Source organism: Streptomyces sp. SM11, assembly GCF_002910905.1.
Classification (GTDB): domain Bacteria; phylum Actinomycetota; class Actinomycetes; order Streptomycetales; family Streptomycetaceae; genus Streptomyces.
This window is the reverse complement of the sequence record NZ_NEUE01000291.1, coordinates 1-13,516: the sequence shown is the minus strand read 5'-3', so window position 1 is coordinate 13,516 and position 13,516 is coordinate 1. Positions and strand designations below refer to the sequence as shown.

The 13,516-nt window shown below is 69.0% G+C and carries 11 protein-coding genes and 2 rRNA genes; 2 read left to right on the top strand and 11 right to left on the bottom strand.

Annotation, left to right across the window (positions count from 1 at the left end; genetic code table 11):
• Positions 1-346: 346 nt before the first annotated feature.
• The 5 genes from B9S58_RS38310 to B9S58_RS31920 all read right to left on the bottom strand — a co-directional run bounded on the left by B9S58_RS38310 (position 347) and on the right by B9S58_RS31920 (position 4,559).
• Entirely contained in the window at positions 347-595 is a 249-nt protein-coding gene (locus tag B9S58_RS38310; RefSeq protein WP_181009528.1) for a hypothetical protein, read from the bottom strand.
• Between the two features lie 41 nt (positions 596-636).
• Entirely contained in the window at positions 637-2,382 is a 1,746-nt protein-coding gene (gene recN, locus B9S58_RS31935; RefSeq protein WP_103535397.1) for a DNA repair protein RecN, read from the bottom strand.
• 116 nt (positions 2,383-2,498) lie between these two features.
• Positions 2,499-3,404: an NAD kinase gene (locus B9S58_RS31930; protein WP_103535396.1), complete on the bottom strand. Its 906-nt coding sequence runs from the start codon at positions 3,402-3,404 to the stop codon at positions 2,499-2,501.
• Positions 3,401-4,216, bottom strand: coding sequence for a TlyA family RNA methyltransferase (locus B9S58_RS31925; RefSeq protein WP_103535395.1), 816 nt, complete (start codon positions 4,214-4,216; stop codon positions 3,401-3,403). The genes B9S58_RS31930 and B9S58_RS31925 overlap by 4 nt, the downstream gene beginning before the upstream one ends.
• Positions 4,217-4,223: 7 nt before the next feature.
• Positions 4,224-4,559: a hypothetical protein gene (locus B9S58_RS31920; RefSeq protein ID WP_103535394.1), complete on the bottom strand. Its 336-nt coding sequence runs from the start codon at positions 4,557-4,559 to the stop codon at positions 4,224-4,226.
• A 42-nt stretch (positions 4,560-4,601) separates the two neighbouring features.
• Between B9S58_RS31920 and B9S58_RS31915 the strand changes: the two genes are divergently transcribed.
• On the top strand, positions 4,602-4,949 hold the full coding sequence (locus B9S58_RS31915) for an SCP2 sterol-binding domain-containing protein (protein WP_103535393.1): 348 nt from the start codon (positions 4,602-4,604) through the stop codon (positions 4,947-4,949).
• 82 nt (positions 4,950-5,031) lie between these two features.
• Here the strand turns inward: B9S58_RS31915 and B9S58_RS31910 are convergent, their stop codons facing one another.
• Complete coding sequence (locus tag B9S58_RS31910) at positions 5,032-5,832, bottom strand: ABC transporter ATP-binding protein (protein ID WP_103535405.1); 801 nt, start codon at positions 5,830-5,832, stop codon at positions 5,032-5,034.
• Positions 5,833-6,008: 176 nt separating this feature from the next.
• On the bottom strand, positions 6,009-7,052 hold the full coding sequence (locus B9S58_RS31905; protein WP_103535392.1) for an HAD-IIA family hydrolase: 1,044 nt from the start codon (positions 7,050-7,052) through the stop codon (positions 6,009-6,011).
• A 70-nt stretch (positions 7,053-7,122) separates the two neighbouring features.
• Here B9S58_RS31905 and B9S58_RS31900 point away from each other — a divergent pair, with 70 nt between their 5' ends.
• A complete protein-coding gene (locus B9S58_RS31900; protein WP_103535391.1) occupies positions 7,123-8,403 on the top strand; it encodes a DUF1015 family protein in 1,281 nt (426 codons plus the stop codon).
• Positions 8,404-8,470: 67 nt separating this feature from the next.
• Here the strand turns inward: B9S58_RS31900 and B9S58_RS38550 are convergent, their stop codons facing one another.
• The 4 genes from B9S58_RS38550 to B9S58_RS31885 form a co-directional block, all read right to left on the bottom strand.
• Positions 8,471-9,250, bottom strand: coding sequence for a tetratricopeptide repeat protein (locus B9S58_RS38550; RefSeq protein WP_219818937.1), 780 nt, complete (start codon positions 9,248-9,250; stop codon positions 8,471-8,473).
• The gene (locus B9S58_RS38545) at positions 9,247-10,248 is read right to left on the bottom strand and encodes a hypothetical protein (RefSeq protein ID WP_219818936.1); all 1,002 of its coding nucleotides are present in this window, start codon (positions 10,246-10,248) and stop codon (positions 9,247-9,249) included. The genes B9S58_RS38550 and B9S58_RS38545 overlap by 4 nt, the downstream gene beginning before the upstream one ends.
• 211 nt (positions 10,249-10,459) lie before the next feature.
• A 5S ribosomal RNA gene (gene rrf / locus B9S58_RS31890) occupies positions 10,460-10,576 on the bottom strand.
• 111 nt (positions 10,577-10,687) lie between these two features.
• Positions 10,688-13,516: ribosomal RNA gene (locus B9S58_RS31885) — 23S ribosomal RNA — on the bottom strand; the annotation flags it as partial.

Genomic DNA, 13,516 nt, shown 5'->3' with positions numbered 1-13,516 from the left:
TCCCGGCGACAACCGACCACACCGCACCACCCTTACGGGTGAACTTGGAGGCGCGCAGTTGCCGCCTGCCGATCGCCCGCCGATCGCCCGCCGACTTCACCGACCGGCTTACCGTGTCCCCGCCGGACGCCTCCGCACCCCGGGACGCACCGGGCGAGGGCCAGTACGCACCGAGCAGCGCGACACAGCCGCCGGCGGTCCCGGGGTGGCATCGACCAGGTTGACGAGATGGGCGGGGCGCGCGACGACCACTCCGGTCAGCACCCGTTCACGGCATGCTCCTCGACAAGCAGCCCGGCGAGCAGCCCAGCCGCCCCGATCCCGAGGAGCTTCACGGCCCCGCTGGTCACCTCGTCCCGGCGCAGCGCACCCGGCTGGGCACGGGACCCCCGGCTTCGCGGCCGGCGGCGCCCACGAGGTCGTCGTACGCCCCGCAGCCTCCGGCCGCCGACACCGCGAGCCCCTCGGCGCCGCAGCAGCCCGGAGCCGCGGCGCCGAGGGTGACGGCCGGACCGGCATACGGAGTGACGGTCCGCCCGGCGCGACGGGTGGGCTGCCACGCCGCGTCGGTGCGGCGGCGCAGCAGCCCGGACACCCCGGCGGCCTTCGGCCGCCGTGCAGGTCCGGCTCATGCCCTCACCCGTCGGTGCGGGCCGTGGCCAGCAACTCCTCGGCGTGGGCGCGGGCCGTCTCGGAGTCTTCCTGGCCCGCCAGCATCCGGGACAGCTCCCGGACCCGGTCCTCGCCCTCCAGGACGGTGACACCGCTGCGGGTCACCGAGCCGTCCACGGTCTTCTCGACCAGCAGCTGCCGGTCGGCGAAGGCCGCGACCTGCGGCAGGTGGGTCACAACCACCACCTGCGCGGACCGGGCGAGCTTGGCGAGACGCCGGCCGACCTCGACCGCCGCCTTGCCGCCGACGCCCGCGTCGACCTCGTCGAAGAGATACGTCGGTACGGGGTCGGAGCCCGCGAAGACGACCTCGACCGCGAGCATCACCCGGGACAGCTCACCGCCCGAAGCGCCCTTGGCGATCGGCCGGGGCTGGGCCCCGGGGTGCGGGGCGAGCAGCAGTTCCACCTCGTCGGCGCCCGAAGGGCCGTAGACGACACTCCGCCCGCCGATGTCGATGCCGGACGCCTCGTCGGCCGCCTCGGTCTGCCGGATGGCGAAGGAGACCCGGGCGTGCGGCATGGCGAGCGAGGCCAGCTCCTCGGTCACCGCCTCCGCGAACCGGGCGGCGGCCTCCGTGCGCGCGTCGGTCAAGGCCTGTCCGAGCACGGAGAGTTCGGCCCGCAGCCCGTCATGCTCAACGGTCAGTTCGCCGATCCGCTCGTCGTCGCCCTCCAGCTCGGTGAGCCGGCCAGCGCCCTCCTGGGCCCAGGCCAGTACCGCCGTGATGTCCGTGCCGTACTTACGGGTCAGGGTGGTCAGGGCGGCCCGGCGCTCCTCCACGGCGGCCAGCCGCAGCGGGTCGGCCTCCAGCTGGTCGGCGTACCCGGCGAGCTCGCCGGAGACGTCGGCGATCAGGATGGAGATCTCGCCGATCCGGTCGGCCAGCGCGGCCAGCGCGGGGTCGTGGGCCCGGACGCCGTCCAGGGCCTGCCCGGCGGCGGCGACGACGGTCGTCGCGTCGACGCCCTCCGGATCCTCCGGATTTCCCGCCAGCGCGGTGTGCGCGAGGGAGGCGGCGGAGGCGAGGGCCTCGGCGTGCCCGAGCCGCTCCGCCTCGGCTGCCAGCTCGACGTCCTCGCCCGGCAACGGCTCCACGGCCGCGACCTCGTTCAGACCGAACCGCAGCAGATCCGCCTCCTGGGCCCGCTCCCGGGCCCGGGTGGTCAGCTCCTCCAAGGCGGCTGTGACGGTCCGCAGCCGCCGGTAGGCCGCCGCGTACTTGGCGTGCGGGACCTCCACACCGTCTCCGGCGTACCGGTCCAGGGCCCCCCGCTGCCGCGCGGGCTTGAGCAGTCCCTGCTGGTCGGTCTGGCCGTGCACGGCGACGAGTTCGTCCGCGAGCTCGGTGAGGACCCCCACCGGTACGGATCTGCCGCCGAGGTGGGCCCGTGAGCGCCCTTCCGCCGAAACGGTACGGCTGATGAGCAGCGCACCGTCGTCGAGCTCCGCCCCGGCCTCCTCGGCCCGCAGCGCCGCCGCGTCGCCCTCGGACACCGTGATCCGGCCCTCGACGACCGCGGCCTTGGCCCCGACCCGTACGAGGGCGGGATCCGCGCGCCCGCCGAGCAGCAGCCCGAGGCTCGTGACGACCATGGTCTTGCCCGCGCCGGTCTCACCCGTCACCGCGGTGAAACCGGGTGACAGCTCCACCACCGCGTCGTCGATGACTCCGAGCGACCGTATCCGCATCTCCTCCAACACGGACATGACCTTACGAGGTTCCGGGCCGGACGCGCGACGGCCCCCGCTCCCGGATTCACTCTCCCGAGCGTTCCTGAGCGTTCCCGAGGGTCACGGGGACCGTGAAGCGTCCTCGGCGACCGTCAGTGGGGCGCGCCCCGCCACCCCGAGACGGGCAGCGCGAACTTCGCCACCAGCCGGTCGGTGAACGAGGCCTGGTGCAGCCGCGCCAGCCGTACGGGCACCGCACCGCGCCGCACCTCGACCCGCGCCCCGGCGGGCAGCTCCACGGTCCGCCGGCCGTCGCACCACAGCACCCCGTGCGGGGTGTGCGGCTGGACCTCGACCGCCAGGACGGACGTGGGCGAGGTCACCAGCGGCTTGGCGAACAGCGCGTGGGCGCTGATCGGGACCATCAGCAACGCCTCGACCTCGGGCCAGACGACGGGCCCGCCCGCCGAGAAGGCGTACGCGGTCGAACCGGTCGGGGTCGCGCAGACGATCCCGTCGCAGCCGAACCCGGTGACCGGACGTCCGTCGATCTCCAGGACGACTTCGAGCATCCGCTCGGGCGACACCTTCTGCACGGCCGCCTCGTTGAGCGCCCAGTCGGTGTGCACGATGTCGCCGTTGCTGTGCACGAGGACATCGATCGTCATACGCTCCTCGACCTCGTAGTCGCGGGAGACCACCCGGGAGACCACCTGGTCGAGGTCGTCGCGCTCGGCCTCCGCGAGGAAGCCGACGCGCCCGAGGTTGACGCCGAGCATCGGCACCCCGGATGCGCGGGAGAACTCCGCGCCGCGCAGCAGGGTGCCGTCACCGCCGAGGACGATCAGCAACTCGCAGCCGTCCACGGCGGAGGGGCTGGTGTCGGTGACCGTCTCCACGGTGTCCGGCAGCGGCAGATCGGCCGCCTCGGTCGCCGAGACCCGTACGCCGAGCCCGTTGCGCAGCAGGCCCTGCACGACGAGCTCCGCGCTGCGGATCGCGGCCGGACGGCCGGTGTGCGCCAAAAGGAAGACTGTTCGTGCCGCATTCGTCGTCAACGAGGCCCCTCCGCCACTGCACGGTCGACATCCGCGGGATCCAGCTCAGGTGCACCGGCCCGCAGCCACAGAAAGTACTCGACGTTGCCCGAGGGTCCGGGCAGCGGACTGGCCGTCACCCCCCGCACACCGAGCCCCAGCGCCCGGGCCCGCCGCGCCACCTCCCGTACCGTTTCGGCGCGCAGCTCCGGGCTCCGCACCACTCCGCCGCTGCCGAGCCGCTCCTTGCCCACCTCGAACTGCGGCTTGACCATGAGGACCAGATCCGCGTCGGTCCCGGCACACCGGGCGAGGGCGGGCAGCACGAGGCCCAGTGGAATGAACGACAGATCTCCCACCACCAGATCGACCATCTCCCCGTCGATGTCCTCCAGGGTCAACTCCCGTACGTTGGTACGGTCCTTGACGACGACCCGTTCATCGGACCGCAGCGACCAGGCGAGCTGCCCGTAGCCGACGTCGACGGCGACGACCTGCCGGGCACCGGCCCGCAGCAGCACGTCGGTGAAGCCGCCGGTCGACGCCCCGGCGTCCAGCGCCCGCCGCCCCTCGACGGTCAGCCCGAGCGGCACGAAGGCGGCGAGCGCCCCGGCCAGCTTGTGACCGCCGCGCGAGACGTAGTCCGGGTCGCCGTCGTCCTTGGTGACGACGATCGCGGCGGCCGTCTCGACCTGGGTGGCGGGTTTGGTCGCGGTGGTGCGGCCGACGGTGACGCGCCCCGCGGCGATCAGCTGGCTCGCGTGCTCGCGCGAGCGGGCGAGCTTGCGGCGTACCAGCTCGGCGTCGAGGCGGCGACGTGCCACTCCTGCCACGTTCGGTTCAGCTCCTGTTGTCGTGATGCGTGTGCTGCGAAGGTGTGGGTACGGGACCGGGTACGGCGGCCGGACGGGTGTCCAGCGAGGTCAGCTCGGACCGCAGCCCACGGTGTACATCCTCGTACACCTCGATGTGCCCGTCCGCCGGGAGGTGGTCCGCGTCGGCCAGACGCTCCAGCCGGACATCCACCGCGGCGTGGCCGGTGGGGGTGCGCACGACCCCGAGGGGCGTGGGCCCGGCGGGCTCGAAGGAGGGCGCTCCGGCGGCCGGCTCCTCGGTCACCGGCTCATCGGGCGTACTCACGGGCGGTGTCCCCGCCTCCGGCGTCCAGTCGCTCATGCCGAAACGCTACCTCGACGGGCCGGTGTACCGTCGATCACGATGGCGACCATGGCGGAGTGCCGCAGCGCACTGAGAAGACTTTCCGACAACCTCGCAGCCGCCGAGGGCGACGTGCGCGGCACCGCTGCCCTCGACCGCTCGCTGAGCTGTCACATCAAGGATCTCGACATCACCTTCACCGGCCGGCTGGCCGATGGCCGGATCGGCGTGCGGGACACGGTCGAGGGGCCGCCCCGGGAGAAAGCCGAGATCAGGCTCGCGATGACGGGCGACGACCTGGTGGCGCTGGTGGACGGCGACCTGAACTTCGCGAAGGCGTGGGCCTCGGGCCGCGTACGCCTGGAGGCGGGCTTCCGGGACCTCCTGAAACTGAGATCACTGCTGTAGCCCCGTCAGACCCATCAGCCCTGTCGAGCCCGTCCGGCGATTGAGACAGAGCGGAGCGCCCACCGGGGCGCACCCCGCCCTCTCAGGCGGCCGCCTGACGAGCCTTGCGGGCCGCCGGCACAACCAGCGGCGTACCCGTCTGCGGATCATCGATCACCTGGCACCGCATCCCGAACACCCGCTCCACCAGCTCCGCGTCGACGACCTCCGAAGGCGGCCCCTCCGCGACGATCGCCCCGTCCCGCATCGCGATGAGGTGCGTGGCGTACCGCGCGGCGTGGTTCAGGTCGTGGAGGACGGCGACCAGCGTCCGCCCCTGCGTCTCGTGCAGCTCCGCGCACAGGTCGAGGACATCGATCTGGTGCTGGATGTCGAGGTACGTCGTCGGCTCGTCGAGCAGCAGCAGCGGCGTCTGCTGGGCCAGCGCCATGGCGATCCAGACCCGCTGGCGCTGACCGCCGGACAGTTCGTCGACATAGCGGCCGGCCAGCTCGGCGACGCCGGTGGCATCCATGGACGCGTCGACCACCCGCTCGTCCTCCGGCGACCACTGCCGCAGCAGGCCCTGGTGGGGGTACCGGCCGCGGGCGACGAGGTCGGCGACGGTGATCCCGTCGGGGGCTATGGAGGACTGCGGCAGCAGCCCCAGCGTACGGGCGACCTTCTTCGCGGGCAGCCGGTGGATGCTCTGCCCGTCCAGCAGCACCTGCCCCTCGCTCGGTTTCAGCATCCGGGCGAGGGCCCTCAGCAGGGTCGACTTGCCGCAGGCGTTGGGACCGACGATCACGGTGAAGGAGTTGTCGGGAATCTCCACGGAAAGGTTCTCGGTGATGACCCGCTGGTCGTAGCCGAGGGTCACCGATTCCGCGGTGAGGCGCTGCATGGTCGTACTCCCGGAGTCGGTGAGGTGGAACGGCACGGCGCGGGACGCGGGCAGACCACCGAGCAGCACCAGGTTAGGTTAACCTATCTTCCTCTTGACGCCGCTGGTCCCGGGCCGCCGCCCCATATCTCAACACCCTCGCGGGCAAGGGACGTACGGCGGCGCCGGGGACCGGTTCAGAGCCCGAGTCCGGCGAGAGCCTTCCCCGTCCTCAGCTCGCACACGCCGGCACCGGCGAGGGTCCAGGCGGCCGCGCAGAGTGCCCGCAGCCCGTCGAGCGCGTCACCCTCGCCGTCGCTCCCGCCTGCCAGGACCAGCTCGTCCCCGCGTACGGAGGCCGTCCAGCCCCCGCACCGGTACGCCTCACCGGCCGGCGTCACCTCGGGCTGCCCGGTCAGCAGCCCCCGCAGGTCCCGGTCCACATAGGTCGGCCGGTGCTGTGGCGGAGCGGCGAGGAGCTGGGCCCCGTCGGTCACCCCCGTCAGCACCAGCAGCGACTCTACGCCCCCGTTGAACGCGCCCTCGATGTCCGTGTCCAGCCGGTCCCCGACGACGATCGGCCGCTTCGCCCCGGTCCGCAGCACGGTCTCGCGGTGCATCGGCGGCAACGGCTTCCCGGCGACCTGCGGCTCGGCACCGGTCGCGATCCGTACGACCTCGACAGCCGCCCCGTTCCCCGGCGCGATGCCCCGGGCGCCGGGGATGGTCAGGTCGGTGTTGGACGCGAACCACGGCAGCCCGCGCCGGATCGCGTAGCTCGCCTCGGCGAACCGCCCCCACGTCATGTCCGGCCCGCCGTACCCCTGGACCACGGCCGCCGGGTCGTCGTCCGCCGACTCCACGGGCACCAGCCCGCGCTCGCGCAACGCGACCCGCAGCCCCTCGCCGCCGATCAACAGCACCCGGGCTCCCGACGGCAGTTGACCGGCGGCGAGCCTGGCGACGGCCTGGGCGGAGGTGATCACGTCGGAGGGTCCGGCGGGCACCCCGAGCTCCGTCAGGTGCTCCGCCACCGCGTCCGGCGTCCGCAGCGCGTTGTTGGTGACGTACGCGAGGCGCATGCCCCCGGCCCGTGCCTCGGTCAGCGATTCCACGGCGTGGCCGATGGCCTCCCCGCCCGCGTACACGACCCCGTCGAGGTCGAGGAGAGCCGTGTCGTACGCCTCGCTCAGCGCCGTACCGCTCCCCGACGGCCGGGACCTGTCCTGCTGGTGGCTCATTTGGCTCGCTCCTCTTCCAGGCTTCCGCCCCGATCATCGCGTATGCCCTCTGCACACATACGATGCTCTGATGAACACTTCAGGTCCCGTCGACCAGGGGCTGCGGCTTATCCCGTTCCGCGGACTGCGTTACGTCCCCGAGCGGGTCGGCAGCCTTGCCGCCGTAACATCGCCCCCGTACGACGTGGTCGTCCGGCCCGACGGGCTGCACCACCTGGAGTCGGCGGATCCGCACAACATCGTGCGCCTCATCCTCCCCCAGGCCGAAACGGCCCGGGACCGGCACCGGCAGGCAGCCGCCACACTGGCCCGCTGGCAGGCCGAGGGGATCATCGCCCCGGACCCGGACCCGGTGCTGTACGTCTACGAGCAGCGGAACGACGAGATCCTCCAGCGGGGCCTGATCGGCGCCCTGGCCCTCTCCCCCGCCGCCGAGGGCATCGTGCTGCCCCACGAGGACGTCATGGACGACGTCGTCGCGGACCGCGCGGAGCTGATGCGTATGACAGGGGCCCATCTGGAACCGCTGCTGCTGACCTACCGCGGCGAGGAGGGCCCGCCGGCCGGCACGGCAGCGGTCGTCGAACGCACGGTCCTGCGGGAGCCGCTGCTCGCCACCACGACGGAGGACGGCTTCCGGCACCGGCTCTGGGCCGTGACGGACCCGGCCGAGCGGACCGAGATCGAGACAGACCTCGCCCGGCACCAGGCTCTCATCGCGGACGGCCACCACCGCTGGGCCACCTATCTCCGGCTCCAGCAGGAACAGACCGTCCCCGGGCCGTGGGACTACGGCCTCGTCCTCCTCGTCGACACGGCCCGCCACCCGCTCCAGGTCCGCGCCATCCACCGCCTCCTGCGCGGGCTGCCGGTCTCCCGGGCCCTGAAGGCGCTGACCGGTCTCTTCCGGGTCCAGCCGGTCGAAGGGCCGCTCCCCCGGGCACTCGACACGCTGGCCGAAGCGGCGGCCGGGGGCAACGCGTTCCTCCTCGCCGGCGACGGCGGCTTCCACCTGGTGGACCGCCCCGACCCGGCCCTGCTGGCCCGCACCGTCCGGACGGACCGCCCCGACGCCTGGCGCACCCTGGACGCGACGGTCCTGCACTCCGCGCTGCTCGACGACGTGTGGCGGATCCCCGACGCGCCCGAGCACATCGGCTACATCCACGACACCGAGGCAGCCGTCGAACAGGCGGAACGCCTCGACGCCACGGCGGTCCTGATGCATCCCGTACGCGAAGAGGTCGTCCGGGACCTGGCCAGGCAAGGTGTCACGATGCCCCGCAAGTCGACGTCGTTCGGCCCGAAGCCGGCCACGGGCCTGGTCATGCGGAGCCTCACCCTCGACTGACCCGTCGACCGGAATGAAGAAAAGGGGCGGCACTTCCGTAGGAGTGCCGCCCCTTCTTCATCAGCAACTAGGCCTTGACCGGCCCGTCCGCAGAACCGTCCTGGTCGTCATCCAGATCCTCGTCCAGGTCCTCGTCCGCGCTGACGGCCTCACGCGCGTCGTCGCGGGCCGCAGGCGTGTCGTCGACGCGAGGAGCGGCGTCACCGGCGTCCTCGTCGGCCTCGCCGTCACCGAGGACGTCGACGAACTCCACACCGTCGAGCTCGGCGAGCCGGTCCGACGCGTCGGTGGAACCGTCCTTGTCGGCCTCCAGTGCCTTCCCGAACCACTCCCGCGCCTCGTCCTCGCGTCCCGCCTCCAGCAGGGCGTCCGCGTACGCGTAGCGAAGTCGCGGCGTCCACGGCTGCGCGGAGTTGGACGCGAGCTCGGGGCTCTGGAGCGTCACGATGGCGGCGTCGATCTGGCCCATGTCACGGCGTGCCCCGGCGGCCACCAGCCGCATCTCGACCTGGCCGGCCTTGTCCAGCTTCTGCACCTCGGGCTCACCGGCCATGGCCATCGCCCGCTCGGGCCGTCCGAGCCCCCGCTCGCAGTCCGCCATGACGGGCCACAGCTCCACGGACCCGGTCATCCGCCGGGCCGCCCGGAACTCGGCGAGCGCCTCGGCGTACCTCTGCGTCGCGTACGCCGCGAACCCGGCCGCCTCACGCACAGCAGCAACGCGGGACGCGAGCCGGAGAGCGATACGGGCGTACGCGTACGCCTCCTCGGGCTCCTCGTCGATCAGCCGGGCCACCATCACGAGGTTGCGCGCGACATCCTCGGCAAGGGTCTTCGGCAGGCTCATGAGCTCCTGGCGTACGTCCTTGTCGATCTCGTCGCCCGTGACGTCGTCCGGAATCGGCAGCCGCTTGATCGGCTCGCGGTCGCGGTCACGGTCCCGGTCGTCACGGCCCCGGAAACCACCGCGGTCCCGGTCGTCGCGCTGGCCGCCACGGTATCCGCCACGGTCCCGGTCGCCACCACGGTTGTCGTCACGGCGGAAGCCACCGCCGGAGCCACCGGTCGGCCGGTTGTCATCGCGACGGAACCCACCACCGGTCGGCCGGCTGTCGTCGCGGCGGAAGCCGCCACCGGAGGGCCGGTCGTCATCACGGCGCGGGCCACGGGGGCGGTCGTCGCGGCGCTCGAAGCCACCGCTGGGACGGCCACCACGGTCATCACGCTGCTGACCACCCCGGTACCCACCACGGTCATCATCACGACGCGGACCACGATCACGATCCCGGTCATCACGACGGAACCCACCACCGGAGGGCCGGTCGTCGTCACGACGGGGACCGCGGGGGCGGTCGTCGCGGCGCTCGAAGCCACCACCACGGTTGTCGTCACGGCGGAAGCCACCGCCGGAGCCACCGGTCGGCCGGTTGTCATCGCGACGGAACCCACCACCGGTCGGCCGGCTGTCGTCGCGGCGGAAGCCGCCACCGGAGGGCCGGTCGTCATCACGGCGCGGGCCACGGGGGCGGTCGTCGCGGCGCTCGAAGCCACCGCTGGGACGGCCACCACGGTCATCACGCTGCTGACCACCCCGGTACCCACCACGGTCATCATCACGACGCGGACCACGATCACGATCCCGGTCATCACGACGGAACCCACCACCGGAACCACCGGTCGGCCGGCTGTCGTCACGACGCGGGCCACGGTCACGGTCCCGGTCGTTACGGCGGAAGCCACCGCCGGTGCCGCCTCCGGCACCACCGGAAGCCCTGTTGTCGTCACGGCGGAAGCCGCCGCGGTCATTGTCGCGTCGAGGTGCGCCGGAACCGGACCGGTCGTCACGACCACCGCGGTAACCGCCCCTGTCACCGCCGTCCCGGCGACGCGGCTCGCGCTCCGGACGATCGTCGGGAGAGTTGGTGGACATGGGTGTGACTCCTGTCTTCGGGTACCACATACATTCTCGCGCAGCAGACCATCCGACGCGCTTCGGGAAAACAAAAGGGCCCCTGGCCCCAGCATGAACGCTGGGGCCAGGGGCCCTTGAAAGATTGTTCGGCGGCGTCCTACTCTCCCACAGGGTCCCCCCTGCAGTACCATCGGCGCTGAAAGGCTTAGCTTCCGGGTTCGGAATGTAACCGGGCGTTTCCCTAACGCAATGACCACCGAAACCCTATCGGGTTCTAGCGAACAAGCACACTCTTCAATTAAGTAGTGAAACTGTTCAACCGGTGCGATAACTGTTCGCAACCCGGGAACAACACAGTGGACGCGAGCAACTGAGGACAAGCCCTCGGCCTATTAGTACCAGTCAGCTCCACCCGTTACCGGGCTTCCACATCTGGCCTATCAACCCAGTCGTCTACTGGGAGCCTTAACCCTTCAAGAGGGTGGGAATACTCATCTCGAAGCAGGCTTCCCGCTTAGATGCTTTCAGCGGTTATCCTTTCCGAACGTAGCCAACCAGCCATGCCCTTGGCAGGACAACTGGCACACCAGAGGTTCGTCCGTCCCGGTCCTCTCGTACTAGGGACAGCCCTTCTCAATATTCCTGCGCGCGCAGCGGATAGGGACCGAACTGTCTCACGACGTTCTAAACCCAGCTCGCGTACCGCTTTAATGGGCGAACAGCCCAACCCTTGGGACCGACTCCAGCCCCAGGATGCGACGAGCCGACATCGAGGTGCCAAACCATCCCGTCGATATGGACTCTTGGGGAAGATCAGCCTGTTATCCCCGGGGTACCTTTTATCCGTTGAGCGACAGCGCTTCCACAAGCCACTGCCGGATCACTAGTCCCGACTTTCGTCCCTGCTCGACCCGTCGGTCTCACAGTCAAGCTCCCTTGTGCACTTACACTCAACACCTGATTGCCAACCAGGCTGAGGGAACCTTTGGGCGCCTCCGTTACTCTTTAGGAGGCAACCGCCCCAGTTAAACTACCCATCAGACACTGTCCCTGATCCGGATCACGGACCCAGGTTAGACATCCAGCACGACCAGAGTGGTATTTCAACGACGACTCCACAACCACTGGCGTGGCCGCTTCAAAGTCTCCCACCTATCCTACACAAGCCGAACCGAACACCAATATCAAACTATAGTAAAGGTCCCGGGGTCTTTCCGTCCTGCTGCGCGAAACGAGCATCTTTACTCGTAGTGCAATTTCACCGGGCCTATGGTTGAGACAGTCGAGAAGTCGTTACGCCATTCGTGCAGGTCGGAACTTACCCGACAAGGAATTTCGCTACCTTAGGATGGTTATAGTTACCACCGCCGTTTACTGGCGCTTAAGTTCTCAGCTTCGCCACCCCGAAGAGCAGCTAACCGGTCCCCTTAACGTTCCAGCACCGGGCAGGCGTCAGTCCGTATACATCGCCTTACGGCTTCGCACGGACCTGTGTTTTTAGTAAACAGTCGCTTCTCGCTGGTCTCTGCGGCCACCCCCAGCTCAAGCAGCAAGTGCTATCACCAGTGATGGCCCCCCTTCTCCCGAAGTTACGGGGGCATTTTGCCGAGTTCCTTAACCATAGTTCACCCGAACGCCTCGGTATTCTCTACCTGACCACCTGAGTCGGTTTAGGGTACGGGCCGCCATGAAACTCGCTAGAGGCTTTTCTCGACAGCATAGGATCATCCACTTCACCACAATCGGCTCGGCATCAGGTCTCACCCTTAAATGTGTGACGGATTTACCTACCACACGGGCTACACCCTTACCCCGGGACAACCACCGCCCGGGCTGGACTACCTTCCTGCGTCACCCCATCGCTTACCTACTACAAGTCTGGTTCATCGGCTCCACCACTACCCTCAACTCCGAAGAGATCGGGCCGGCTTCACGGACTTAGCATCGCCTGATTCAGTACTGGGCGTTTCAAAGCGGGTACCGGAATATCAACCGGTTGTCCATCGACTACGCCTGTCGGCCTCGCCTTAGGTCCCGACTTACCCTGGGCAGATCAGCTTGACCCAGGAACCCTTAGTCAATCGGCGCACACGTTTCTCACGTGTGTATCGCTACTCATGCCTGCATTCTCACTCGTGAACCGTCCACAACTCGCTTCCGCGGCTGCTTCACCCGGCACACGACGCTCCCCTACCCATCCATACGGGCGTTGGCCCTATGTGTATGAATGACACGACTTCGGCGGTACGCTTGAGCCCCGCTACATTGTCGGCGCGGAATCACTTGACCAGTGAGCTATTACGCACTCTTTCAAGGGTGGCTGCTTCTAAGCCAACCTCCTGGTTGTCTCTGCGACTCCACATCCTTTCCCACTTAGCGTACGCTTAGGGGCCTTAGTCGATGCTCTGGGCTGTTTCCCTCTCGACCATGGAGCTTATCCCCCACAGTCTCACTGCCGTGCTCTCACTTACCGGCATTCGGAGTTTGGCTAAGGTCAGTAACCCGGTAGGGCCCATCGCCTATCCAGTGCTCTACCTCCGGCAAGAAACACACGACGCTGCACCTAAATGCATTTCGGGGAGAACCAGCTATCACGGAGTTTGATTGGCCTTTCACCCCTAACCACAGGTCATCCCCCAGGTTTTCAACCCTGGTGGGTTCGGTCCTCCACGAAGTCTTACCTCCGCTTCAACCTGCCCATGGCTAGATCACTCCGCTTCGGGTCTAGAGCGTGCAACTCAAACGCCCTGTTCGGACTCGCTTTCGCTACGGCTTCCCCACACGGGTTAACCTCGCTACACACCGCTAACTCGCAGGCTCATTCTTCAAAAGGCACGCAGTCACGACTGCATGTGCAAGCACATACAGCGACGCTCCCACGGCTTGTAGGCACACGGTTTCAGGTACTATTTCACTCCGCTCCCGCGGTACTTTTCACCATTCCCTCACGGTACTATCCGCTATCGGTCACCAGGGAATATTTAGGCTTAGCGGGTGGTCCCGCCAGATTCACACGGGATTTCTCGGGCCCCGTGCTACTTGGGTGTCTCTCAAACGAGCCGTTGATGTTTCAGCTACGGGGGTCTTACCCTCTACGCCGGACCTTTCGCATGTCCTTCGCCTACATCAACGGTTTCTGACTCGTCCCACAGCCGGCAGACTGTGAAAGAGAGATCCCACAACCCCGCATGCGCAACCCCT

Bases quoted from the DNA above. Each gene is read 5' to 3' on its own strand.
- B9S58_RS31910 (WP_103535405.1), bottom strand. From the start codon at position 5,832: ATGCAGCGCCTCACCGCGGAATCGGTGACCCTCGGCTACGACCAGCGG.
- B9S58_RS31905 (WP_103535392.1), bottom strand. From the start codon at position 7,052: ATGAGCCACCAGCAGGACAGGTCCCGGCCGTCGGGGAGCGGTACGGCG.
- B9S58_RS31900 (WP_103535391.1), top strand. From the start codon at position 7,123: ATGAACACTTCAGGTCCCGTCGACCAGGGGCTGCGGCTTATCCCGTTC.
- B9S58_RS38550 (WP_219818937.1), bottom strand. From the start codon at position 9,250: ATGAGCCTGCCGAAGACCCTTGCCGAGGATGTCGCGCGCAACCTCGTG.
- B9S58_RS31920 (WP_103535394.1), bottom strand. From the start codon at position 4,559: ATGAGCGACTGGACGCCGGAGGCGGGGACACCGCCCGTGAGTACGCCC.
- recN (WP_103535397.1), bottom strand. From the start codon at position 2,382: ATGTCCGTGTTGGAGGAGATGCGGATACGGTCGCTCGGAGTCATCGAC.
- B9S58_RS31915 (WP_103535393.1), top strand. From the start codon at position 4,602: ATGGCGACCATGGCGGAGTGCCGCAGCGCACTGAGAAGACTTTCCGAC.